This window comes from Glycocaulis sp. (assembly GCF_051859565.1).
GTDB lineage: Bacteria > Pseudomonadota > Alphaproteobacteria > Caulobacterales > Maricaulaceae > Glycocaulis.
On record NZ_JBHYFK010000005.1, the window covers coordinates 34,669 to 58,596 of the forward strand.

23 protein-coding genes and 1 pseudogene are annotated in these 23,928 nt (G+C 64.0%); 15 read left to right on the forward strand and 9 right to left on the reverse strand.

Features of this window, described 5'->3' with window-relative positions; genetic code table 11:
• Positions 1-43 precede the first annotated feature (43 nt).
• The 6 genes and pseudogenes from coaBC to ACTIGC_RS08410 form a co-directional block, all read right to left on the reverse strand.
• Positions 44-1,245 (reverse strand): annotated as a pseudogene (gene coaBC / locus ACTIGC_RS08385) (bifunctional phosphopantothenoylcysteine decarboxylase/phosphopantothenate--cysteine ligase CoaBC).
• A 45-nt stretch (positions 1,246-1,290) separates the two neighbouring features.
• The gene (locus ACTIGC_RS08390; RefSeq protein WP_439633969.1) at positions 1,291-1,698 is read right to left on the reverse strand and encodes a type II toxin-antitoxin system death-on-curing family toxin; all 408 of its coding nucleotides are present in this window, start codon (positions 1,696-1,698) and stop codon (positions 1,291-1,293) included.
• On the reverse strand, positions 1,695-1,985 hold the full coding sequence (locus ACTIGC_RS08395; protein ID WP_439633970.1) for an AbrB/MazE/SpoVT family DNA-binding domain-containing protein: 291 nt from the start codon (positions 1,983-1,985) through the stop codon (positions 1,695-1,697). The genes ACTIGC_RS08390 and ACTIGC_RS08395 overlap by 4 nt, the downstream gene beginning before the upstream one ends.
• Positions 1,986-2,018: 33 nt before the next feature.
• Complete coding sequence (ubiB, locus tag ACTIGC_RS08400; protein WP_439633971.1) at positions 2,019-3,566, reverse strand: 2-polyprenylphenol 6-hydroxylase; 1,548 nt, start codon at positions 3,564-3,566, stop codon at positions 2,019-2,021.
• Positions 3,567-3,642: 76 nt separating this feature from the next.
• On the reverse strand, positions 3,643-4,386 hold the full coding sequence (locus ACTIGC_RS08405) for an ABC transporter permease (RefSeq protein ID WP_439633972.1): 744 nt from the start codon (positions 4,384-4,386) through the stop codon (positions 3,643-3,645).
• Positions 4,386-5,336: an ATP-binding cassette domain-containing protein gene (locus tag ACTIGC_RS08410; RefSeq protein WP_439633973.1), complete on the reverse strand. Its 951-nt coding sequence runs from the start codon at positions 5,334-5,336 to the stop codon at positions 4,386-4,388. The genes ACTIGC_RS08405 and ACTIGC_RS08410 overlap by 1 nt, the downstream gene beginning before the upstream one ends.
• 99 nt (positions 5,337-5,435) lie before the next feature.
• Here ACTIGC_RS08410 and ACTIGC_RS08415 point away from each other — a divergent pair, with 99 nt between their 5' ends.
• Together ACTIGC_RS08415 and ACTIGC_RS08420 are read left to right on the forward strand one after the other, a co-directional pair.
• Positions 5,436-5,942 carry a DUF2975 domain-containing protein gene (locus tag ACTIGC_RS08415; RefSeq protein ID WP_439633974.1) on the forward strand — a complete coding sequence of 169 codons (507 nt, stop codon included), beginning with the start codon at positions 5,436-5,438 and terminating at the stop codon, positions 5,940-5,942.
• A gap of 2 nt (positions 5,943-5,944) precedes the next feature.
• On the forward strand, positions 5,945-6,187 hold the full coding sequence (locus ACTIGC_RS08420; protein WP_439633975.1) for a helix-turn-helix domain-containing protein: 243 nt from the start codon (positions 5,945-5,947) through the stop codon (positions 6,185-6,187).
• On the opposite strand, the gene ACTIGC_RS08425 is transcribed toward ACTIGC_RS08420, so the two are convergent.
• Entirely contained in the window at positions 6,184-6,933 is a 750-nt protein-coding gene (locus ACTIGC_RS08425) for a class I SAM-dependent methyltransferase (protein ID WP_439633976.1), read from the reverse strand. The genes ACTIGC_RS08420 and ACTIGC_RS08425 overlap by 4 nt on opposite strands.
• Positions 6,934-6,987: 54 nt before the next feature.
• Positions 6,988-7,665: a YbaY family lipoprotein gene (locus ACTIGC_RS08430; protein ID WP_439633977.1), complete on the reverse strand. Its 678-nt coding sequence runs from the start codon at positions 7,663-7,665 to the stop codon at positions 6,988-6,990.
• A gap of 96 nt (positions 7,666-7,761) precedes the next feature.
• Here ACTIGC_RS08430 and mutM point away from each other — a divergent pair, with 96 nt between their 5' ends.
• From mutM to recF, 7 genes are all read left to right on the forward strand, one after another.
• Positions 7,762-8,637, forward strand: coding sequence for a bifunctional DNA-formamidopyrimidine glycosylase/DNA-(apurinic or apyrimidinic site) lyase (mutM, locus tag ACTIGC_RS08435; RefSeq protein WP_439633978.1), 876 nt, complete (start codon positions 7,762-7,764; stop codon positions 8,635-8,637).
• 121 nt (positions 8,638-8,758) lie between these two features.
• A complete protein-coding gene (locus ACTIGC_RS08440) occupies positions 8,759-9,679 on the forward strand; it encodes a TraB/GumN family protein (protein WP_439633979.1) in 921 nt (306 codons plus the stop codon).
• A gap of 131 nt (positions 9,680-9,810) precedes the next feature.
• Positions 9,811-10,587, forward strand: a complete 777-nt coding sequence (locus ACTIGC_RS08445; RefSeq protein ID WP_439633980.1) for an enoyl-CoA hydratase — start codon at positions 9,811-9,813, stop codon at positions 10,585-10,587.
• A 142-nt stretch (positions 10,588-10,729) separates the two neighbouring features.
• Positions 10,730-10,996, forward strand: coding sequence for a 30S ribosomal protein S20 (gene rpsT / locus ACTIGC_RS08450; RefSeq protein WP_127565572.1), 267 nt, complete (start codon positions 10,730-10,732; stop codon positions 10,994-10,996).
• A gap of 526 nt (positions 10,997-11,522) precedes the next feature.
• The gene (dnaA, locus tag ACTIGC_RS08455; protein ID WP_439633981.1) at positions 11,523-12,965 is read left to right on the forward strand and encodes a chromosomal replication initiator protein DnaA; all 1,443 of its coding nucleotides are present in this window, start codon (positions 11,523-11,525) and stop codon (positions 12,963-12,965) included.
• A gap of 154 nt (positions 12,966-13,119) precedes the next feature.
• Entirely contained in the window at positions 13,120-14,238 is a 1,119-nt protein-coding gene (dnaN, locus tag ACTIGC_RS08460; protein ID WP_439633982.1) for a DNA polymerase III subunit beta, read from the forward strand.
• Positions 14,239-14,461: 223 nt separating this feature from the next.
• Positions 14,462-15,601 carry a DNA replication/repair protein RecF gene (gene recF / locus ACTIGC_RS08465; protein ID WP_439633983.1) on the forward strand — a complete coding sequence of 380 codons (1,140 nt, stop codon included), beginning with the start codon at positions 14,462-14,464 and terminating at the stop codon, positions 15,599-15,601.
• A gap of 198 nt (positions 15,602-15,799) precedes the next feature.
• Here the strand turns inward: recF and ACTIGC_RS08470 are convergent, their stop codons facing one another.
• Positions 15,800-16,228, reverse strand: coding sequence for a MerR family transcriptional regulator (locus ACTIGC_RS08470; protein ID WP_439633984.1), 429 nt, complete (start codon positions 16,226-16,228; stop codon positions 15,800-15,802).
• A gap of 108 nt (positions 16,229-16,336) precedes the next feature.
• On the opposite strand from ACTIGC_RS08470, the gene ACTIGC_RS08475 reads away from it, so the two are divergent.
• From ACTIGC_RS08475 to ACTIGC_RS08500, 6 genes are all read left to right on the forward strand, one after another.
• A complete protein-coding gene (locus tag ACTIGC_RS08475; protein ID WP_439633985.1) occupies positions 16,337-17,218 on the forward strand; it encodes an SDR family oxidoreductase in 882 nt (293 codons plus the stop codon).
• Positions 17,218-18,828 carry an acyl-CoA carboxylase subunit beta gene (locus ACTIGC_RS08480; protein ID WP_439633986.1) on the forward strand — a complete coding sequence of 537 codons (1,611 nt, stop codon included), beginning with the start codon at positions 17,218-17,220 and terminating at the stop codon, positions 18,826-18,828. The genes ACTIGC_RS08475 and ACTIGC_RS08480 overlap by 1 nt, the downstream gene beginning before the upstream one ends.
• A 155-nt stretch (positions 18,829-18,983) precedes the next feature.
• On the forward strand, positions 18,984-20,141 hold the full coding sequence (locus tag ACTIGC_RS08485) for an acyl-CoA dehydrogenase family protein (RefSeq protein ID WP_439633987.1): 1,158 nt from the start codon (positions 18,984-18,986) through the stop codon (positions 20,139-20,141).
• Positions 20,141-20,941 carry an enoyl-CoA hydratase/isomerase family protein gene (locus ACTIGC_RS08490; RefSeq protein WP_439633988.1) on the forward strand — a complete coding sequence of 267 codons (801 nt, stop codon included), beginning with the start codon at positions 20,141-20,143 and terminating at the stop codon, positions 20,939-20,941. Before ACTIGC_RS08485 ends, ACTIGC_RS08490 begins: the two co-directional genes overlap by 1 nt.
• A gap of 160 nt (positions 20,942-21,101) precedes the next feature.
• Positions 21,102-23,066: a biotin carboxylase N-terminal domain-containing protein gene (locus tag ACTIGC_RS08495; RefSeq protein ID WP_439633989.1), complete on the forward strand. Its 1,965-nt coding sequence runs from the start codon at positions 21,102-21,104 to the stop codon at positions 23,064-23,066.
• Positions 23,063-23,926 (forward strand): 3-keto-5-aminohexanoate cleavage protein, encoded by an 864-nt coding sequence (locus ACTIGC_RS08500; RefSeq protein ID WP_439633990.1) that lies wholly within the window; start codon positions 23,063-23,065, stop codon positions 23,924-23,926. The genes ACTIGC_RS08495 and ACTIGC_RS08500 overlap by 4 nt, the downstream gene beginning before the upstream one ends.
• Positions 23,927-23,928: the final 2 nt, after the last annotated feature.

The following is a 23,928-nucleotide window of genomic DNA, read 5'->3' on the forward strand; positions in this document are numbered from 1 at the left end:
GCAGACGGGACGGCCCGGTCCAGCGGCCAGAACACGCTGCAGCCTAACGCCGCAAAGGTGTGCGTAACAAGGCCATCACTGAATCGCCCAGCTTTGCCGCAATCACGTCTTTGTGCGCGCGGGCGATTTGTTTCACATCATCGCGTCCGACGATCAGCACACTGTTCTCCGCACCGCCCATCGCGTCGCCTGATACGTCATTGGCGATGATAAGGTCGCACCCCTTGCGCTCCAGCTTGGCGCGCGCAAGCGTTTCCAGCGCGCCTCTGTCCGATGCGGTTTCGGCGGCAAACCCGACGACCAGGCGCGGGCGGCGGTCTGGCAGGCTGGAAACCTCCCGGAGGATGTCCGGATTTTCAACAAGCTGAAGGCTCGCAAAGCCCGCCTTGTCGGTTTTCATCTTGCTGGCATGGCGTGTTGCCGGGCGCCAGTCGGCCACGGCTGCGACGCCGATATAGGCATCAGCAGGCAGGGCGGCCATCACGGCGTCGAGCATCTCCAGCGCGGTCTGGACCTTGACCAGCTCGGCGCCCGCTGGCGGCTCTATACTCACCGGCCCGGAGACCAGCGTCACGCGCGCGCCGCGCGCTGCCAGAGCGGCAGCCAGCGCATAGCCCTGCCGTCCGGAGGAATGGTTGGAGAGGAAGCGGACCGGATCAATCGGCTCAATCGTCGGTCCGGCCGTAATGATGATGTGCGGCGCAGTCATGCGTTCAGGAGGCCGAGTGCCGCGTCGGCGATACGCATCGGCTCGGCCATGCGGCCCGGCCCGAACTCGCCGCAGGCCATCTCGCCTTCGTCCGGCCCCACAAAGGCTATCCCGCGGCTTTTCAGCGTGGCGAGATTGGCTTGTGTCGCGGCGTGCTCCCACATGCGCACATTCATGGCGGGGGCCATCAGGACCGGCTTGTCAGTGGCCAGCAAGGTGGTGGAAGCCAGATCATCGCACAAGCCATGTGCGGCCTTGGCCATGATGTTGGCGGTGGCAGGGGCAACGACGATCAGCTCTGCCGAGCGTGACAGCTCGATATGGCCCATCTCGGTCTCGTCGGTGAGGGAGAAGAGATTGTCATAGACTTTCTCGCCCGACAGGGCGGCGACACTCATTGGCGTGACGAACTGTTTGGCCGCATCGGTGAGAACGCAGCTTACGCCCACACCGCGCCGCTTCAGCTCGCGGACCAGCTCCAGCGATTTGTAGGCGGCAATGCCGCCGGAAATGATGAGAAGGATGCGCCGGGTCATGTCGTCTCCGCGAGCTGTGCGACACGCAACTGGATCACTGCCGCCCTACCGGACAAAGCGGGGGTCTTCAACGCCCTGGCGCCTGCCCCAGTCGGCGAGAGTGTGCTCGTCGAGTGTGCCGGCGGCAAGGGACTGAAAGGTTTCAGCCAGGTCCGCCTGCGTTGTATCCGTCCTGATGCCGTTGAGAAACAGCGTAATCAGAAACGCCGTTGCAGCAGCGCGCTTGTTCCCGTCCACAATGGGGTGGTTGCGCGCTATGCCGTTTGCAAGGCTGGCGGCCACGGCGAATACATCCTCGGACCCGTTGGCGTAGGCCATCAGGTTCTCCGGCCGGGCAAAGGCGGACTGCAGCAGGCCCTCATCGCGCAGCTGCAAAGGCGTGCCGCCGCTTTCGGCGAGCACTTCCCCCATCACCGCGAGATAGCCTGCATAATCGGGCAGGCGCACGCTCATCGCGCCAGCGCCTCAAGCGCAAAACGGTATTGGGCCATCGCTTCGCGGCCTGCTTCCACCGTGTCGTCATAAGCCCCGCCCGCCGCGCGGATGATGACTCGTCCCGGTTCGGCGATCACGGCGACAGGTTGATCGGGTGAAAAGCCTGCCGCATCCAGCGCAGCCTTGGACAGTGTCACGCCATAGCTGTTGCCGGTCTTGCGCAGCTTGCGCGTCTCGTTGACCGGCGCATCCGCTGGCTGAGCCGTTTCGTGATCAAAGGACTGTCCGGGCCGTTCGCGCATCATGCACCTCCACTCTCCATATAAGCACGCACGTGCTTACAGTGCAAGGCGACCGGTCAGAGCGAGGGCGAAGACCACCCCGATAAGCGCAGCGCCAGCGACCAGGAGGCCTGTGAACCAGAAGCCCCGATGGCGTGTCTGTACCGCCCCTGATGGACCCTGCATGCGCTCGGCGGCTTCGGTCAGGCGCTCCAGCGTGACGGGCAGGGCGACCAGGCTGGTATGCAGGCGTTCCAGATCGCGCAAGACATCGCGTATCCGCCCTTCCGGGCCCAGCTCGCGGCGCATGAAGCGCTCTACGGCAGGGGCGGACGATTCCCACATATCATGGGCGGGTGTGAGGGTGCGGCACACACCTTCCACCTGTACCATGGTCTTCTGCAGGAGGATGAGCTGGGGCTGAAGGTGCATGTCGAACAGCTCTGTCACCTCGAAGAGCTGCAGGAGCACGCGTGACATCGGCACCTCGTCTGCGCGCTTGCCGAATATCGGCTCGGCGACCGAGCGCAGCGCAGCGGAGAAGTCCGCGCGCGCATGGTGCGCAGGCACATAGCCGGCATCGAAATGGGCATCGGCGGCGCGGTCATAATCGCGGGTGAGGAAGCCGTGGAGGATGCGCGCCAGATAGCGCCGCTCCGGCCCTTCCAGCCGCCCTACGATGCCAAAATCGACCGCCCACAGCTTGCCATCGCGGCCCACGAACAGATTGCCAGCATGCATGTCGGCGTGAAACGCGCCGCGCTCCAGCGCGCAGGTGAGGAAGGCATCGGTGATATCGGAGGCGAGTTTTACCCGGTCGATGCCCGCCGCTTCGACGGCCTCGATATCGGTCAACGCGATCGCGTCGATCCATTCGGTGGTCAGCACGCGCTTGGCGGTCAGCGGCCAGATCACTTCGGGTATGTGGAGGTTCTGCGCGGCCACGGCGGCTTCCATCAGCTCGCTGGCGCCGGCTGCCTCCATGCGCAGATCCAGCTCCAGAACCAGAGAGCGGGCAACCGTCTCGACAAAGGCACGCGGCTCCAGGCGGCGCGAGGCCGGGAAGAAGCGTACGGCCAGACCGGCGCCCATGCGCAGCACGGCAATATCCTTGTGGATGCGCTGATCGATGCCTGGACGCAGCACTTTTACCGCGACGGTTTGGCCATCATGCGTAACCGCCTTGTGGACCTGAGCGATGGAGGCCGCGGCTGCGGGCGGGCCGAATTCAGCAAACAGCGTCTCTACCGGCGCTTCCAGCTCGGCCTCGATCACCTTTCGGGCCTCGGCGTCCGGGAAGGGGTTCATCCGGTCCTGCAGGCGCGACAGGCCGCGCGCGAAATGTACGCCCACCACATCGGCTCTGGTGGCCAGCACCTGACCCAGCTTCACATAGGAGGGCCCCAGCTCTTCAAGCGCGCGTGCCAGCCGCTCGCCGGGATTGTCCGCCCGTCCGCGAATGGCCACAAGGCGCGCCACCCGCCCCGCCAGACGCGCAGGCGCCGGAAAGACGGTCTGGTACTCGACCGGGAACATGGCGTCATGGCGCGCCAGCGTCCAAGCCGCGCGGATAAGCCGGAAGAAGGTGAAGACAGGTCCAAACATCACAGGGGCGAGGTTTAGGCGGCAAAGCCCGATTTGGCGAGAGGGGGCATGTGCGGCGCAATGTCTGCAAGGTGGCTCAGCCCTGATGTTCCCGGACTGACAGGTGCGCCGTCATCGCAGCGAACACTGCCACGCCTCCCGCTCCACCCAGCGCGAGTGCAAGGCCTGCCCGGCCCGGCTCATCGGCCAGAGTATTGATGGGCATCAGCCATGGAAAATAGATCCCGTTCTGCGCATTCCATGCCGTGAGGGCGAAGAACGTGCCCGCTATGCCCGTCGCCAGTGCGGGAGCGAAGCTGGCAAAACGTAAGGCGACCCAGAGCTGGATGGCGACCAGCAGGGTGGATGCGGCCAGCATCTTGCCAAGGCTGGCCGCATAGGCGGCGATGTCGGCCCCCCCTGAGGCGGCTATGGCGGGCTTTGCCAGACCGGCAAGCATCGCGGCCCCCGGCACAGCCAGAGCCACCAGCGCTGTCATGGCAGCCCCCAGTCCCATTACCATCACGGCCTTGGAGGCATAGAGCCGCCAGCGCGGCAAGGGCAGGGCGCGCAGATAGTCCCAGCTTCTCGGGCCGTGCTCGGCCTGCGCAGCCAGCACCGTGATTGCGGTCATGCTCATGGGCAGCATGAACTGGGCCCAGATGGCGGTTGTGCCTTGCAGCCAGCTGTCCCAGCTTCGCGGCTCATCCAGGCGGACCATGTTGGCGAAGGTGAACACGGCAAGAACCACAGGCGCGGCCAGAACCATCAGCCCGGACAGGGACCGGCGCAGCTTGGCGATCTCGGCGTGAAGCGGGGCGAACGCAGCGATGGCGGTCATCAGGCAACCCTTTCAAGAGGGACGGCGGGGGCATCCTGGCCAGTGGCGTGGCGATAGATGCTCTCCAGCGATGCACTGCCGGGCTGCAAGAGGAAGACATCAATGCCGGCCTCGACCAGATGGCGGTTCAACCCGGCCCGTGCCTCTGCCCCGCCGCGACTGGCCGGTTCGCGCAGCAATACCGGTTCAGCCTCGGCGATGATCTGATAGCCCATGCGCTCGGCAATCTGGCAGGCGCGCGTATCATCGCTGGTGGCGATGCGCAGCTCCGGCGCAGCAGCGGATTTCAGCGTGGCCAGCGGGCCTTCTACTACCAACCGTCCGTCATGGATCACACCAACATGGGTGGCCGTCTGCTCCACCTCGCTGAGCTGATGGCTGGAAATCATCACAGTCGCGCCGCTCCGTTCCGGTAGTGTACGCAGGAAGCGGCGCATGTCCGCAATACCATCCGGGTCCAGCCCGTTACCCGGCTCGTCAAGGATCAGAAGACGCGGCGCGCCAAGAAGCGCGCGGGCAATCCCCAGACGCTGGCGCATGCCAAGGGAATAGCCGCCAACCCGCAGGCGGGCTGCCCGCTCGTCCAGCCCGGTGAGGCGCAGCACACGGGCGATCTCGCCCTCGCCCAGTCCAAGAAGCCGCCGTGCAATGTCCAGATTCTCCGCGCCGGTAAGCTGGGTGTAAAATCCGTGAGCTTCCAGAAGAGCTCCGGTCAGGCGGGCGGTCCTAAGGCGCTCGCGCTGCGGGTCGCAGCCAAGGATACGGATACTGCCCCTGTCCGCGCGCAACAGGCCCAGGAGCATTTTCAGCGTGGTGGTCTTGCCTGACCCATTGCGTCCGAGCAGCGCATAGACCGAGCCCTCCGGCACGCTGAGACTGACATCGCTCACGGCCTGATGCTGACCAAGGCGGCGGGCAAGATGCCGGGTTTCGATCGCGATACTGTTCATCCGAGGTTGATGCCCTTTAAGTCTTACATAAAATTTTGTCATTGACACACTTTAAGTCAAGACTAAAAATTGTTCATAATTGGATCGGGAAGGCTGGCCATGACGAAGAAGGGTGAGGCAACGCTGCGCAGGCGGCTCTCAAGGCTTGGCCTGGCGGCAAAGCTTGTTGCGGGGCTGGCAGCAGGCGTTCTGGCGGCCGGCAATATTGTCGCCCCGGTGGTTCTCGTCGCGATTGGCAATCCGCCGCCGCAGGGCATGAGCGGCATTCCGGTTGCGCTCATCTTCTCCCTGTCTGCTTTCGCCTATCTCTATGGGGTGTGGACGCTAGGCGTGACCTTCAGCGCCCTGGCGCGGGGCGCCAGCCTGTTCAGCCCGGCACTGTCTGCGGGCCTGCGCCGGGTCGGGCTTGCCCTTGCGGCCGGCGGCGTCATCAGCATTGCCGTGATGCCGAATCTGCTGCGTATGGCAGGCCATACGCAGGGTTCGTATCTGCACTTTGACCCCGGGGCGATGGCATTGATACTCACGGGCGGCGCGGTGTTCCTGCTCGGCGGCATCATTGACCGCGCGGCGCGGCAGGAAGCCGCTATGAGCGAGTTTATCTGACCATGCCGGTACGGGTGACACTCGATGCGCTGATACTGCGGCGGGGCATCAAGGCGCGTGATCTCGCCGCCGAGATAGGCCTGTCGGAGACGCAGCTCTCACTCTTCCGGTCGGGCAAGGTGAAGGGGATACGCTTTTCAACGCTTGCAAGACTATGCGCCGCGCTCGATTGCACGCCGTCTGACCTGCTGGATTACGACTTTCATCCCGACGATCTCGCCCGGCCGGATGAGGGTGAGGACTAGACCCGCCAGCCCGTATGAAGGGCGGCGATACCGCCTGACAGGTTCGTCACCCTCACTTCTCCAAAGCCCGCCTCACGCAGCTCGGCGGCAAACGCCTCCTGATGAGGGAAGCGGCGGATGGACTCAACGAGATACTGATAGCTGTCGCGGTCCTTGGCGATGAGAGCGCCGAGCTCGGGGATCGCCTTGAACGACCACAGATCATAGATGTTCGCGATAGCGCGCGTGACGGGCCGGGAAAACTCCAGACACAGGAAACGCCCGCCGGGCTTGAGCACGCGGTGCATTTCGCGCAGCGCCTGCATGCGTTCGGTCACATTGCGGATGCCGAACCCGATCATCACGCAGTCCGCGCTTCTGTCGTCAAAGGGCAGGCATTCGGCGTTGGCGACGGCCCATTCGATGCCGTCTGCCTTCCCGCGTTTGATGCCTGCACGCAGCATTTCCTCATTGATGTCGGCCACGATGGCGGTGGCGGGCTTCTCGCCGGGGCGTTTGGAGCGCTCGATGAAGGCGCGGGCGAGATCGCCCGTACCGCCCGCCACATCGATCAGGCGCTCGCCAGGTTTCGGCCTCGCGCGGGTGATGGTGATGTCTTTCCACACCCGGTGGATGCCAAGGCTCATCACATCATTCATCAGGTCATAGCGGCGCGCCGAGCGGTCGAACACGCCGCGCACAAGGCCCTGTTTTTCCTCGCGCGGAACCTCGCGGAAGCCGAAGGATGTGGTGTTGGTATCGTTCATGGGATCAGCCTAGCCTTCACCATTGATAGCCGCCAGTGCGGCGAAACGCGCCGCTCAGTAGAGCCGCACGCAGTCCGGCCCGCTTTCGCCGTCAATCGCGTAGCGTGCCGTAGCGCCGGCATCATCAAACCAGCTCTGCCCGTCCGCGCTTTCATGGCGCAGAACACCTTCAGCCTCGCCTGCCATGGCCGGGCCGAGCCGATATTCCGTGTCTTCGACAGACAGTGCCGCGCCGTCCGCATCGCGGTTGAGGATGATAATGGCGTCCCCGCACAGGAAGATGGCTTCTTCGGCTTCCATGGCAGGTGCCTCGCCCGCATCAGCAGGCAGGCCGCTGTTGAACGGATCGAGACGTATCTCCCCGGCATGAATGCGCCTCTGCCCGACATTGACCGCCAGCGGCGCGCTCAGCCATTGCAGCTCGCCATCCCAGGCAAGGGCGGCGCGCAATGCATAGGCCTGCCCGTCTTCAAGGCGCGCCGGATCAATGGTGAGGCTCACCTCCAGCGGCAGGTCGGCGCCGTCCAGTACAGTGCTGGCTTCAGCCACGGCCTCGCCTTCACCGCTGACCGCGATCAACTCGACCAGTATGGCCGTGCCATCGGGCAGGCGCACCGGCTCGCCAACGCTCAACGTAGCGGTCAGTGTACGCGGCGCGTCCTCGTCAAAAGGCGAGCAGGCCGCGGCCAGAAGCAGGCCGAGTGCGATAATAACGGCCGATAAGCGGATCATGGTGACGTCTCCATGTGATGCTGGCACTCGCCTTAGCACAGCGCATGCGCACATTCTAAGCAGCAAGACGCACCTTTCAGACGACGAGGCCACACCATGCCCGAACTGCCCGAGGTGGAAACCGTACGCCGCGGCCTCATCCCCGCCATGGAAGGGCGGCGCATTCTGTCCGCCCGCGTGAACCGGCCCGATCTGCGCTTTGCCTTCCCCGAACGCATGGCAGAGCGCCTGACCGGCACACAGGTGGAGCGGCTCGACCGGCGTGCGAAATACCTGCTTGTGCGGCTGGGATCAGGTGAAACCCTGCTCATGCATCTGGGCATGTCGGGCCGGTTCTCGATTCTGGCAGAGGACATGGCGCGCCAGCCCGGCGATTTCGTCTATGCGCCGCCTGCCAATCCGGCCCACGACCATGTCGTGCTGGACCTCGAGGGCGGGGTGAGGGTTACCTATAATGATCCGCGCCGTTTCGGCTTCATGACCCTGTTCGATACAGGCGAGGAGGCGGCAAATCCCTATCTGGCCCAGCTTGGACCGGAGCCGGATTCCAACCTGTTTTCCGGTCCCCATCTGGCGGCAGCGCTCAAAGGGCGGCGTTCCCCCATCAAGACCGCATTGCTGGACCAGCGCGTCGTGGCGGGGCTGGGTAATATCTATGTGTGCGAGGCGCTCTGGCGCGCGCGCATCAGCCCGAAGCGGCAGGCCTATACAATCGCGGGTGAGCGGGCAGAGCGACTGGCCGTGGCCGTGCGCAATGTCATTGCCGAGGCGATCGAGGCGGGCGGCTCTACTTTGCGCGACTATGCCGGCGCAGACGGCGCTCTGGGTTATTTCCAGCACCGCTTCGACGCCTACGGGCGCGAGGGCGAGCCTTGCCGGGGCGGCGCAGGAAACGAAGGGTGCGGCGCGCCCATCGTTCGTCTGGTCCAGCAAGGCCGGTCGACCTTCTACTGCCCGTCATGCCAGCGCTAACCGGCGAGCGCATTACAAATATGTCATCCATAATGTTGTAGACATATAACAGTTAGTTTGATATGAGCCCCTTCAAGCCTCCCATGCAGGAGGCCGGATACACAATGAAAAGGTCAGACCCATGCTCAAGAAAATCATCAAGACAACGGCATTGGCCGCACTGGGCTTCCTGACCGGGGTTGGGCTCTCCTCCCTGGAACGAAGCTACGCAAACGATTATGCCGCCATCGAGGCCTCTCCAGCCCTGTGGACGGTCGAGGCGGACGGCGCGACCGTCCATCTGTTCGGCACTTTCCATCTGCTGCCTGACGCGCTCGACTGGCGTTCCGACACGGTGAACACCGCCTTTGCCGAAGCCGGGACGGTGTGGTTCGAGGCCGACGTCCTCAGCCCCGAAGCACAGGCGCAGATGCAGGCCCTGATCCCGCAGCTCGGGCTCAACCCGCAAGGCGTCACACTGTCCTCCCTGCTGGGGGCAGACACCTATGCCGCGTTTGAGGCGCAGACGGCGGAGCTGGGTATTCCGGCGGGCAATTTCGAGCCTGTGCAGCCCTGGCTGGCCGGGATTACGTTGGGCGCCATGCAGCTCCAGTCATTCGGGTTCAGCCCCGCCACGGGTGTTGAGGCCGTGCTGAGCGCTGAGGCGAATGAACAGGGCAAGCAGCTCGACTATCTCGAAACGGCTGAAGGCCAGTTGCGTATCCTCGCCGATCTGCCGATGGATACCCAGATTGAATGGCTTCGTGTGAGCCTTGACGAGATGGGCGATCTGCGCGGCGAGCTGGACCGAATGGTCACCGCCTGGGCGACGGGCGACATGGACATGCTCGATACGCAGGTGAACGGCTCCATCCGTAGTGCCAGCGATGAGCTTTATCAGGCGATCATGGTCACCCGTAATCGCGACTGGGTGCCTCAGATCGAGGCCATGCTGGCATCGGGCGGCACGCATTTCGTGGCGGTCGGGGCAGGTCACCTCCCCGGTGAAGACGGTGTGGTCGAGCTCTTGCGGGCTGAAGGTTACACGGTCACCCGCCGCTAGACGCATCCATCAATATGCAGAGATCGCCCGCCCCGGGGTGTCGACCCCGGGGCGGGCTTCCTGTATGGAAGCCGCCGCATCGAACTGTCGCGGCACCGTCAAGGCGGTGTCATCCTCAAGGAGGGCTCAAGATGGCCTACAAGACGATCCAGACCAAAACCGAGGGGCGGGTAGGGGTTATCACCTTTGACCGGCCATCGGCCCTGAACGCGCTGTGTGACGAGCTGACCACGGAGCTGGCTGCCGCGCTGGAAGCTTTCGAGGCCGATGAGGATATTGGCTGTGTGGTTCTGACGGGCTCTGCCAAGGCGTTCGCCGCCGGTGCAGACATCAAGGAATTGCAGGATCGCGATTTCGTCTCGCTCTACATGCAGGATCCCTTCGCAAAGAGCTGGGAATCGGTCGCGCGCTTCCGCAAGCCGATCATCGCTGCGGTCGCCGGCTATGCGCTGGGTGGCGGCTGCGAGATCGCCATGATGTGCGATTTCATCATTGCTGCGGAAACCGCGAAATTCGGTCAGCCCGAGATCAATCTCGGCGTCATGCCTGGCGCTGGCGGCACGCAGCGCCTGCCGCGCGCTGTCGGCAAGTCAAAGGCGATGGATATGTGCCTGACGGGGCGCATGATGAATGCCGAGGAAGCTGAGCGCGCCGGTCTGGTCTCGCGCATCGTGCCGGCTGACGACCTGCTCGACACAGCCATGGAAGCGGCAGAGGCCATTGCGGCCAAATCCCTGCCGATCGCGATGATGACCAAGGAAGCGGTGAACATGGCCTATGAGATGGGCCTGACCGAAGGCATCCGCTTTGAGCGGCGCGTCTTCCAGTCCCAGTTTGCCACCGAAGACCAGAAGGAAGGCATGGCGGCCTTTGCCAGCAAGCGCGCTGCGCATTTCCGCCACCGCTGATTTAGCACGCATCGCGGTTGACGAAGCCGGGGCGCACGGGTATACGCCGCGCCTCACTTCGCTCAACGCTTGCCTTTTCAAGGGCGCGGCGCGACGATGAGAACTTAGGTTTCAACGACTGTTTCAGGCCCCTGGAGTATCCATGGCGAATACGAGTTCGGCGAAGAAAATGGTGCGCAAGATTGCGCGCCGCACCGCCATCAACAAAACCCGCCGCTCGCGCATGCGCACCTTTGTGAAGAAGGTCGAGCTGGCTATCGCGGCCGGTAATCAGACCGAGGCCCGTGACGCCCTGCGTGCGGCCGAGTCCGAAGTCATGAGCGCCGTCTCCAAGGGCGTCATCCACAAGAACACGGGCTCGCGCAAGGTTTCGCGCCTTTCGGCCCGCGTGAAGTCGATGAACGCCTAGTCAAAACTCGTCCTTAGCCGGATAAGTTTAGAGCGTGTCTGCAGTATGTCTGCAGGCGCGCTTTTTTATTGGTTTTCTGTTCAGAAAACCGCCGGGATCGCCTGTTGCACAAGGCGTTCCCACAACCTTTCGCGCTGCAATTTCTCTCCCCTTTGACAGCTGCAAACACGGCCCGCCATGAACGCCTGCGGAACGTAAACCCTGACTGAATTTTTTTTCACTGCGCAACGTCCAGCGCAATCAGGGAAATCTCCTTGTCAAGCGCCGAATCGGCCCGGAATCACGGTTAATGATGTTGATTCCCGCAGCGCTCTGGCTAACCTGTCTGGACCGACGCGACTGATCTCCATACGGACCAAGAGCGGGTTGCGGGGGCGAGCATATGGCTTGCTGCCGGACGGAGAAGTCTTGTCTAAAATCAAGGTAATAGCTGCGGGACATAACCTGCAGCCGACAGGTTTGAGGTTGGGGACTTATGGGGCTGAACAATTCAGTTTCTAACGCCAGAACACAGCAGCGGGGCGTCATGCAGGGTGTGCCGGCCGTCAGCGATGTCTGGCGCGATGTACGCGCCAGGCTGCGCCAGGAATACGGGGATGTGATCTATGTTTCCGAGATCGCGCGACTGCGCGTTGCGGAAGATTCCAATGGTTCCATCCAGATCATCTGCGCCAATGATTTCGGCCGCGCCTGGGTGGAGGACAATCTGGGCGCCCGGCTTCGTGCGCTGTGGACGACCTTTGATACCGGCCCGCGTGACATCGTGATCTGTTGTGAAGGCGTTCCGGCTGCCCGCGCTGGCGTCCGGGAGGATCGCCGGGTACCGGCCAGTGCTGCGGCGCCGGTCCGCCCCGCGGCGTCTGCTGCGCTGGCGCCCGCTCGCGAAGCCCTTGCCAGCTCGGCATCGTCGGCGGCCCTTGGCGGGCCGGAGCGTGCTTCGCGCAGCGATGGCCGCTTCACCTTCAACACTTTCATGGTCGGCTCGGCCAATGCCATGGCCAGCACGGCTGCCAAGGCGATTGCCGGTGCGTCCGCCCCGCCTTTCAACCCGGCCTTCTTCCATGGTGGCTACGGCGTTGGCAAGACGCACCTCTTGAACGCCATCGCCCATTCGGTGAGCCTTGGCGAGTCCGGCCGCAAGGTGCTCTATCTGACGGCCGAGGAGTTCCTCAACGGCTTCCAGTCGGCTCTGCGGGCGCGTGACGTCCAGCCCTTCAAGGACCAGGTGCGTACCTGTGACGTGCTGCTGATTGATGATGTCCACTTCATCGCCGGCAAGCCGAGCACGGAAAGCGAATTCCTGCACACGATTGCAGCCCTGATCGCGGAAAACCGCCAGGTCGTGCTCGCCTCGCATTGCGCGCCGGCCGAGCTGGGTGTCGGTGATGAACGCCTGCGTTCGCTGCTGCGCGGCGGGTTTGCCTGCGAGCTGTTCGGGCCTGATCTCGATCTGCGCCGCAAGATTGTTGATTGCAAGGTGGCACAGGCCCGCACCCATTGCCCCGATCTCGATGTGCCTGAACAGGTGCGCGATTTCCTGGCGGCCCGCGTGACCAGCTCTGCGCGCGAGCTCGAAGGCGTGCTCAACAATGTCATCGTCCGCACCGCCTATATGGAGCGTCCGGTGACGATCGAGGCGGTGGAGGAAGTGCTGGGCGATCTGCCCGTGAAGGCGGAAAAGCGCGTCACCGTGGACGAGATCCAGAAGGCGGTAGCGGCCTATTTCTCGATCACGCCTTCCGACATCAACTCCAAGCGCCGCACCCAGTCTGTCGTGCGTCCGCGCCATATCGCCATGTATCTGGCCAAGACCATGACCACGCGCTCCCTGCCCGATATCGGGCGGCGCTTTGGCGGGCGGGACCACTCGACGGTCATTCACGCGGTGACCAAAATTACTGCCCAGCTTGGCGCCGATCCGCTGCTGGCAGAAGATATCGAGGCCATTCGCAAGCGTCTTCGCGGCTGATTGTGCTGCAACGCCCCCCGGCGACCGCAAGAGACCCCTTCTTGCGGTCGTTTTTTTTGGTCTATGGTGAACAACCCGGTCTACTAGCGATTCTGTCAGGCGGGAGGCTGCGCTTGCCGGGCTTTCCGCCAAATCTGGTCAAAAGGCGATAGAGATGAAGCTCACGATAGAGCGCGCGGCCCTCCTGAAAGCGCTTGGACACGTCCAGGCGGTGGTGGAACGGCGCAATACCATCCCGATCCTGTCCAACGTGCTGATCAATGCCAACGGCCAGCACATGCGCCTGACCGCGACCGACCTTGATACCGAGATTGTGGAAGAGGCCCCCGCCCATGTGGAGCGGGCAGGCATCGTCACCGCTCCGGCCCATACCCTTTATGAGATCGCCCGCAAACTGCCCGAAGGCGCGGATGTGACGCTGCAGATGGCCGGTGATGATCCGCGCCTGCAGCTCTCTGCCGGGCGCTCGCGCTTCAACCTGCCCGCCCTGCCGGCAGGTGATTTCCCGGTCATGCCGACCGAGGATCTGGCGACCAGCTTTACGCTGCCTGCTTCCGCCTTTGCGCGCCTCATCGACAAGACACGCTTTGCGATCTCCACCGAAGAGACGCGCTACTACCTCAACGGCATCCATCTGCACGCGGCGGAGCGTGATGGCCGCAAGACGCTGCGCGCTGTCGCCACCGACGGCCACCGTCTGGCGCTGGCCGAAACCGATCTGCCCTCTGGCGCAGAAGGCATGCCGGCGGTCATCGTGCCGCGCAAACCCATCCAGGAATTGCGCCGCCTGCTCGAAGACGTGGATGATGAAATCCGCGTGCAGGTCTCCGAAGGCAAGATCCGTTTCGAGCTGGGTGCAGCGGTGCTGACCTCCAAGCTCATCGACGGCACCTTCCCGGACTATGAGCGCGTCATCCCGCGCGGCAATGACAAGATCATGAAAGTGGACCGCGCCCCGTTCGCGCAGGCCGTCGACCGGGTGGCCACGATCAGCCAGGAGAAATCCCGCTCGATCAAGCTGACCGTGTCGGACTCCACGCTGGTGCTGGCGGTCAACAATCCGGAAAGCGGTACGGCGAGCGAAGAGCTGCATGCCGACTATTCTTCCAGCGAAATCGTTATTGGCTTCAATGCGCGCTATCTGCTGGACGTCGCTGCGCAGATCGCTGGCGATGAGGCCATGTTCGAGTTTGCCGATTCCGGTTCGCCCACGCGGGTAACGGACTCTGGCGACCCGGACGCTGAATACGTGCTGATGCCGCTGCGGGTGTAGGGATTAGCCTGAACGGTTTGCCCGTCAAAGGACACACCGCCATGCCTGCTGGCGTGTCAGTTTCTGCTCGTACGGTATGTTCATTACCGGGGTCCCCGCCCCCGAGCGGGGACCCAGTAAACCTGCAAAACAGCGTCATAAGCATGCCGTTTGAAGTCCTGCTTTCGCCTCTGGGTCCCCGCTCGGGGGCGGGGACCCCGGCTGTTTGCCGGGCAGCTGGATCATGAACAGAACATCTGCCGTCACCCGCCTGAAGCTCACCGGCTTTCGCAACTATGCCTGGCTGGACCTGGTGCTCGATGCGCGCCCTGTCTGCCTGTTCGGACCCAATGGCGCGGGCAAGACCAATCTGGTTGAAGCCGTTTCGTTTCTCGGGCCGGGCAGGGGGCTTCGCGCCGCCGGGTCTGACGCGGTGCGCCAGCGCGGCGCTGGCGGGGAGGCGCCTGTCTGGGCGGTCCATGCCGAGGCTGAAACGGCGGATGGCCCGGTAACGCTGGCCACCGGCGCTGACCCCGATAATCCCGCCCGGCGCAAGACGCGCCTTGAAGGCGTGGCGACCACCCAGACCCAGCTTGCGCGCCTGTTTCCGATGATCTGGCTGACCCCGCGCGAGGACCGGCTATGGGCAGGCCCGCGCAGCGACCGTCTGCGCTTCTTTGACCGGCTGGTGCTGGCCGGTGAGCCGGGCCACGGCACGCAGGCCAATGCCTATGACAAGGCGATGCGCGAACGCCAGCGCCTGCTGGAGCGCATGGATGAGGGGCTCAGCGTCGATCTGTCATGGCTCGATGCACTGGAAGCCAAGATGGCCGAAGCTGGCACCGCGATGGCACGTGCGCGTCTGGCGGCTCTCAATGCCCTGCAAAGCGAGATCAGTGACCGCCCGGCATCGGCCTTCCCGAAGGCCGATCTTGCGCTCTCCGGCTATCTGGAAGGGCTGCTGATCGAGGATGAGGCGGCGGCTGAAGCCCGCTTTGCCGCGCGCCTGAAAGACACGCGCCGCAAGGATGGCGCGGCGGGGCGCGCGCTGACCGGTCCGCACCGCACCGAGCTGGAGGCGCGCCACCGGGAGAAGGATCAGGTGGCGGCGGACTGCTCCACTGGCGAGCAGAAGGCCCTGCTGCTCGGCCTCGCGCTCGCCCACGGCGCGGCGCTCGCGCGCGAGCGCGGGGCCGCCCCGGTGATGATCTTTGATGAGGCGTGCGCGCATCTGGACGTGGACCGCCGCGAGGGCCTTGCCAGCGCGATTGCCGCCATAGGCTGTCAGGCCTGGCTGACCGGCGTGGAGAAGGGCCTGTTCGAGGCGTTCGGGGATGGCGTGCAATATGTGAGCGTGGAGGCGGGCAAGGCGGTAAGGGGGTAGTTGCGTGCTTCGTAACGCGTTTTCCCGGCGCAAGCCGGGATCCAGAAAAGGACTGGGCACCGGCTTGCGCCGGTGAAACGCGTGGTGAGTTGTACTCAAAGCCAACAGGCCGCTTTGCGGCCTGAAAAGCGCGAACGCGCGCCCGCGACTTTTCGCGGAACACCGCAACGCGGATGCGTTGCGAAATGAAAGAAAACCCTACCCCTTCAGTTTCCTCAACCGTTCCTTTGAGCCTTCATGGATCAGGCGCAGCTCGTCCAGCGTTTCGTCGATCTGGCGGCGCTTGTCTTCCAGCTCGGCGATCTTCTCGCCCGTGCGCTCGATCACGTAGCGCAGCTGCTTTTCCCGGCCCTCGCCCTCGCGCCCAAAGAGCTCCAGGAAAGTGCGGATTTCTGAGAGCTTCGAGCCGATGGATTTCGCCCGCAGGATCAATGAGAGGCGCTGGCGGTCGGTCTCGGTGTAGATTCGCTGCGTGCCGACCCGCTGCGGCGTGATCAGCCCCTTGTCCTCATAGAAGCGGATCGTGCGCTGGCTGATCGAGAAATGCGCAGCGAGATCGGCGATCCCGTAGAGGGTTTCGCCCGTCTGCTCTGCCTTCATGTCTGCTGCCGCTCTGGCCATTTCCATGCTGCCTGACGCTTACAAGAATTGCTTGACGTATACGTAAGCATGCGCCAGCCTGAAGGAGATGACAAGAGCCCCGTCAGACGGGTCAGTCAGGGAGGAGACGCCAGCTTGACCGCCAAAGGGTATGACAGCGTATTTCGCGCAGATCTGTTTGCCGGCAAGACGATAATCGTCACCGGGGGCGGGTCCGGCATTGGCCGCTGCACCGCCCATGAGCTGGCCAGCCTTGGCGCGAAAATCATCATCACCGGGCGCAAGGCGGAGAAGCTTCAAAGCGTCGCGGGTGAGATCGCCGAAGATGGTGGCATTTGCCACATGGCAAGCTTTGACATCCGCGATGAGGAGGCGGTGAGGGCCGCCGTGACGGGAATCGTCGCGGAACATGGCCCCGTCCATGGCCTCGTCAACAATGCGGGCGGGCAGTTTCCGGCCAGCATGCAGGACATCTCGAAAAAGGGCTGGGACGCGGTGATCGCGACCAATCTGACCGGCGGCTTCCTGATGATGCGCGCCGTGTTCGAGGCTTCCATGGCCGAACATGGCGGGGTGGTCGTCAACATGACGGCCGATATGTGGAACGGCATGCCGGGCATGGCCCATTCCGGTGCCGCGCGCGCTGGGATGGCCAACCTCACCAAGACGGCCGCGTTTGAATGGGCGCAGTATGGTGTGCGCGTGAATGCAGTCGCGCCCGGCTGGGTCGCCTCGTCCGGCATGGACACCTATGGCGGCGCGGTGCGCGCCATGATCCCGCATCTGCGCCAGCACCTGCCGGCCAAACGCATGGGGACGGAAGCTGAGGTTTCCTCGGCCATCGTGTTCCTCTTGAGCGAGGGCGCGAGCTTCATCACTGGTGTGACGCTGGCCATTGATGGCGGCGCGCCGCTCGGCAGCGCGGTCTTCCCCCTGCCTGACCATGAGAAAAGCGTGGCCTATAATGGTTTCCACCGGGCGGTGGACCCGGACGTCCTGCGCGGAGGTGGCAGCTAATGCCCGTACTCTCGTCCCGCCTCAACGCCTCAAGCGACGAGTTTCGCGCCAATGCGGACAAGATGGCCGAGCGCCTGGCCGAAGTGCGGGCGCTGGAAGAGAAGGTCCGCGCCAACTCCGAACGCAAGCGGGCGGATTTTGAAAAGCGTGGCCAGCTTCTGCCGCGCGAGCGGGTGGCGCGGCTCTTGGACCGGGATGCGCCCTTCATCGAGCTCTCGCCGCTGGCGGGCCTGAAAATGCATGATGATGACGGAGATCGCGGCGCCTCTGGCGGCGGGTCCATCGTCGGCATCGGTCAGGTCTGCGGCAAGCGGGTGATCATTGGTGCGTCCGACAGCGCCATCAAGGGCGGCACGGTCGCGCCGATGGGCCTGAAAAAGGCTCTGCGCGCGCAAGAAATCGCGTTGGAGAACAAGCTGCCCATGATCCACCTGGTGGAGTCCGGCGGCGCGAACCTGCTCTATCAGGCCGAGATTTTCGTCGATGGCGGACGCAGCTTTGCCAATCAGGCGCGCCTGTCCGCTGCCGGTATTCCGCAGATCGCGGTGGTGCACGGTTCGTCAACGGCGGGCGGGGCGTATCTGCCGGGCCTGTCGGATTATGTCGTGCTGGTGAATGGCAATTCGAAGATTTTCCTTGCTGGGCCGCCGCTGGTCAAAGCCGCCATTGGCGAGGACGCGGACGATGAAAGCCTTGGCGGGGCAAAGCTCCATGGCGAGGTCACCGGCCTTGGCGAATATGTCGCCGAGGATGATGCGCAGGCCATCGCCTATGCCCGCGAGATCATGGACAAGCTGAACTGGGATGGCGCCACCCCGCCGGGGCAAGGCGAAGCGCCCAAATTCGCCAGCGAGGAATTGCTGGGCGTCGTTCCGGCCGATGACCGCACGCCCTATGACGTGAAGGAAGTGATCGCCCGCATCGTCGACGGGTCGGACTTCCTGGAGTTCAAGGCGCGCTATGGCGCAGAAACCGTGTGCGGCCATGCCCGCATTGGCGGCCATCTTGTCGGCATTCTGGGCAATAATGGTCCGATCCAGCCGGAAGGTTCGATGAAGGCCGGGCAGTTCATTCAACTCTGCGACCAGTCCGGCACGCCGCTCATCTTCCTGCAAAATACCACCGGCTACATGGTCGGCTCCAAGGCGGAAGCCGATGGCGCGATCAAGCATGGTTCGAAAATGATCCAGGCCGTCGCCAATGCGCGCGTTCCCAAGATCACCATCGTGCTTGGCGGTTCTTACGGGGCGGGCAATTACGGCATGTGCGGGCGCGGGTTTGATCCGCGCTTCATCTTCGCCTGGCCGACCGCCCGCACCGCCGTGATGGGCGGGGCGCAGGCCGCCAAGGTGATGGAGATCATCACCCGCGCCAAGAATGAGCGCGCTGGCCAGCCGACCGATGAAGATGGCCTGAAAGCCATGAGCGACATGATCCGCACCGGGCTGGAGGACCAGTCCTACGCCCTCTTCGGCACGGCGCGGCTATGGGATGACGGTATTATCGACCCGCGCGATACCCGCGCCATCCTCACCGAGAGCCTGAATATCTGTGCGGAAGCTGATGCCCGCACGCTGAACGCCAACAGCTTCGGGGTGGCGAGATTCTGATGACCAGACACCCGCTCACCCAGGCTGAAATCCCGGACGCCCCGGCAGGGGCGAGCCGGGACCTCGCTCAAGGGCTGGCGCGATATGGCAACCCGGCCCCGGATCGGCGCTGCGCACCGTCCGGGGTTTCACACGACCGCTGAAGGAACGCTCCCATGCAGTTCACCACCGAACACAACCAGCTTCGCGACACGATTGCCAAATTCGTCGCGACCGAGATCAACCCTCATGTCGAGGAGTGGGAAAAGGCGGAGCAATTCCCCTCCCACGAACTCTTCAAGAAGATGGGCGATCTGGGCCTTCTGGGGCTGCGCTGGCCGGAAAAGTTTGGCGGGGCGGGGCTCGATTTCTCCTACGCGCTGGTGCTCGCCGAGGAGCTGGGCCTAGTAAACTGCGGCGGCGTGCCGATGGCGATTGGCGTGCAGACCGACATGGCGACCCCTGCGTTGGCAAACTTTGGCTCTGACGAACTGCGCGCCGAGTTCCTGGCCCCCGCCATCTCCGGCGATGCGGTGGTGTGCCTTGGCGTGTCGGAGCCGGGCGGCGGGTCTGACGTGGCGGCGCTCAAAACCACCGCTAAATCCGATGGCGATGATTACGTCATCACGGGCACCAAGATGTGGATCACCAATGGCATGAAGGCCGACTGGTGCTGCCTGCTCGCCAACACCTCAGACGGCCCGGCCCACGGCAACAAATCCCTCATCATCGTGCCGATGAATTCCAAGGGCATCACCCGCCAGAAAATCCACAAGATCGGCATGCACTGCTCGGACACCGCCCAGCTCTTCTTCGACGAGGTGCGGGTGCCGAAACGCAACCGGATCGGGGATGAGGGCGCAGGCTTCCTCTACCAGATGCTGCAATTCCAGGAGGAACGCCTGTTTGGCGCGGCCTCTTCGCTCAAAAGTCTCGACCGGGCGATTGACCTTACCATTGAATACACGCGCGATCGCAAGGCGTTCGGCCATTCGGTGCTGGATAATCAGGTCGTCCATTTCCGGCTGGCTGAACTTCGCACCGAGGTGGAGGCGCTGCGCGCGCTGACCTACCGGGCTGTCGCGGACTTCATGGAAGGCAAGGACGTGACGCGTCTTGCCTCCATGGCGAAGCTGAAATGCGGCCGCCTGACGCGCGAAGTCTCCGACACCTGCCTGCAATACTGGGGCGGCATGGGCTACACCTCGGACAATCCCATCGCCCGCTCCTTCCGCGATGGCCGCCTGATCTCCATCGGCGGCGGTACGGACGAGATCATGCTGGGCATTATCTGCAAGCTGGAAGGCACCCTTCCCAAACGCCGGAAGGACTGATGAGCGCGCCCGAAACCCTCCTGATCGAGACCCGTGCCGGGGTGCGTCATGTGACGCTGAACCGGCCGGAGACCCGCAATGCCATGTCGCTGGCCATGGTGGACGAGCTGCTGGGCGCCCTCAAAAGCGCTGAAAGCGACGGCGTGCGCGCCATCGTCCTTAAAGGCGCTGGCGGGCATTTCTGCTCTGGCGGGGACGTGAAGGATATGGGCGCGGCCTATGCCGGTCCCGGCCCTGATGGCGAAGACCCGGCAGCGAAGGTCAACGCCCAGTTTGGCCATCTATGCAAAGCCTATGCGGAGACCGGCCTGCCGGTGATCGTCGTGCTGGAAGGCGCGGTGATGGGCGGCGGGTTTGGCCTGGCGTGCGTGGCTGATGTGGCGCTGGCGCGCGAGACGGCGCTGTTCCGCCTGCCTGAAACCGGGCTTGGCCTTGTCCCGGCGCAGATCGCGCCGTTTCTGGTGGAGCGCCTTGGCTATTCAGAAGCGCGCCGTCTTGCCGTGACGGGCGGGAAGATCGATGCGCTGGGCGCGCTGCGTCTCCGGCTCGTGCACGGCGTACATGAGGGCGAGGACGCGATGAATACGGCGCTTGAGGCGGTGCTCGCCGACATCCGCAAAGGCGCACCAAACGCCATAGCCGAGACCAAGCGCCTGATGCGCCGCGCGCGCCTGCATGATGCAGGCTCCCTCATTGATGATGCGGCCAAGGTGTTTGCCAACGCCGTACGCAGCGAGGAAGGCGCGGAAGGGCTGTCTGCCTTCATCGAGAAACGCCCCGCCAAATGGGTGCAGGGATGAGCGGCCTCACTTGCCTTTCTTTCGTCATTCCGGGCGAAGCGCGTCAGCGCGTAGACCCGGAACCCAGCGCTTCTTTCATAAAGTTCTGGGTTCCGGATAACGCCTTCGGCGTTTCCGGAATGACGAGGGGTGGGGTGTTCTGCTGTCAGAGGGCCGCGCCATGACCACACCCATCAAATCCGTTCTGGTGGCCAATCGCGGCGAGATTGCCGTACGCGTGCTGCGCTATGCCAAGAGCCGCAATATCCGCGCCATCGCCGTCTATTCCGATGCCGATGCGGACGCGCTGCACGTGCGCGAGGCGGACATGGCCGTGCATATCGGCCCGGCGGCGGCCTCGGAAAGCTATCTGAAGATCGAGGCGATCATCGCGGCGGCAAAGGCCACCGGCGCGGATGCCATCCATCCGGGATATGGCTTCCTGTCGGAGAATGCCGCCTTCGCGCGGGCGTGTGCGGCCGAAGGCATTGTCTTTATCGGCCCTCCGGCAGACGCCATCGAGGCGATGGGTGACAAGGCGCGCGCCAAGGCGCTGCTGGCGGCATCCGGCATTTCGATGGTTCCCGGCTGGCAGGGCGAGGATCAGTCCGACGCCCATCTCGCAAAAGAAGCTGACGCAATCGGCTATCCGCTTCTGATCAAGGCCGTGGCAGGCGGGGGCGGGCGCGGCATGCGCGCGGTCAATTCCAGTGCCGAGTTTGCAGAGGCCCTGAAATCGGCCCGCCGCGAGGCGAAATCCGCCTTTGGCGATGATGCGGTGCTTCTGGAAAAGCTGATCCACCCCGCCCGCCATGTGGAGGTGCAGGTGTTCGCCGACAGCCACGGCAACACCATCCATATCGGCGAGCGCGACTGCTCGGCCCAGCGCCGCCGCCAGAAAGTGATCGAGGAAGCGCCCTCGCCGGCCGTCAATGAGACGCTTCGCGCCGCCATGGGCGCAGAGGCGGTTCGGGTGGCGCAGGCCGTGGGCTATGTCGGCGCCGGCACGGTGGAATTCCTGCTGGATGCGGACGGGAAATTCTACTTCCTTGAGATGAATACCCGCCTGCAGGTGGAGCATCCCGTGACCGAAGAGGTCTACGGGATGGACCTTGTGGAATGGCAGTTTGTGGTCGCCTCTGGCGGCATGCTGCCCGCCACGCAGGAGCAGATTGTCCCAGAAGGCCATTCCATCGAGGTGCGGCTCTACGCCGAAGACCCGCTGGACGGGTTCAAGCCGCAATCGGGCGACATCATCCATTTCGAGCCTGACGACGCCGCGCGCGAAGTGCGCATCGATACAGGGTTTGAAACTGGCGACGCGGTGAGCACCGCCTATGACGCGATGGTGGCCAAGGTGATCGCCTTCGCGCCCAATCGCGATGAGGCCATTGACCGGCTGATTGCCGGGCTTTCCAAAGCCCCCATGCTGGGCGTGAAGACCAATCGGGATTTCCTCATCCGGCTGCTGGATAGCGAGGCCTTCCGCACTGGTGCGGTGACCATTGCTGATCTTGATGACTGGGCGGCGTCTGCCAGCGGTCCGTTCGCGCCGGAACCCGTCCCCGGTGAGGCGATGGCTGTTGCGGCAGCTTTGCTGGCCTCACCTGCCGAGGGCGCGGTGCGCGGCGGATCGGTAAGGCGCTTCACCCTGCCGCTGGAAGCTGACGGGGAAGCGGTTGATGTCTTCGTGGAGCAGGACGGCGTACACGCCGTCACGGTGAGCCTCGGCGAGGCGCGCCATACCATTACTCTCCTGGACGAAGACGCGCCTCATCTGCGCTACCGCCTCGATGGCGTGGACCGGCAGGCCTGCGTGGCCGAAGGCGAAGACGGCACGCTGCACATAGCGCTGGAGCGCCGCATCGTGGCGGTGCGTGAACCGTCCGCCTTCTCAGGTAGCGATGCGTCCGATCCCTCGCGCATTACCGCGCCCGTTTCCGGCGCTCTGGTGGCACTGAACGTGAAGCCCGGCGATGCGGTGAAGGCTGGCGATGTGCTGGCCCTGATGGAAGCGATGAAGATGGAAATGCGCCTCACCGCCGCTGCGAACGGCGTGGTGAAGGCGGTGCATGCAGCCGCAGGCCAGCAGGCCGCGGGCGGCACGCTTCTGATTGAACTGGAACTTGAAGGATCAAACCCATGAGCAAGGCCGTCATCACCTGCGCGATCAATGGCGTGCTGACCAATCCCAAGCAGCACCCGGTGCCTGTCACGCCTGCGGAAATGGCTGCAAGCGCGCGCGAGGCATACGATGCGGGCGCCGCTGTCATGCACGTGCATTTTCGCATGCAGGAAGACGGGATGGGCGGTTTCCCCAGCTGGGATCCGGATCTGGCGCTGGAAATGTGCGACGCGATCCGCGATGCCTGCCCCGGCGTCATCATCAATCAGACCACCGGCATTGTCGGCCCGGATGTGTCCGGCCCGGTCGCTTGCATCCGCAAGGTGAAACCGGAAATCGCGGCGTGCAATGCGGGCTCGCTGAACTATCTCAAACTGAGGAGCGACGGGTCGTGGGCCTGGCCGCCCATGATGTTTGATAATCCGGTGGAGAAGATCCAGACCATGATCGACGCCATGGCCGAGACTGGCGCGCACCCGGAGTTCGAGTGCTTCGATGTCGGCATTGTCCGCTCGGTCAACATGTATATCGAGAACGGGATGGCCCCGTCCGCCCACTATAACTTCGTGATGGGCGTGGCGTCGGGCATGCCGTGCGATGCGCGCCTGCTGGAGCTGCTGACCGAATACAAGCGCGAAGGCGATCCCTGGCAGACGACGCTGATCGGGCGCACGGAAATCTGGCCGGTTCACCAGCGCGCTGCCGAGCTGGGTGGCATGCTGCGCACCGGGCTGGAAGACACCTTCTACCTGCCGGACGGGGAACGCGCATCTGGCAATGGCGCTCTGATCGAAGCTCTGGTTCAATGTGCGAGAAATGCGGGCCGGGAGATTGCCTCTCCGTCAGAAGCCCGCGCGCTGATGCACCTTCGGGGAGGATAATC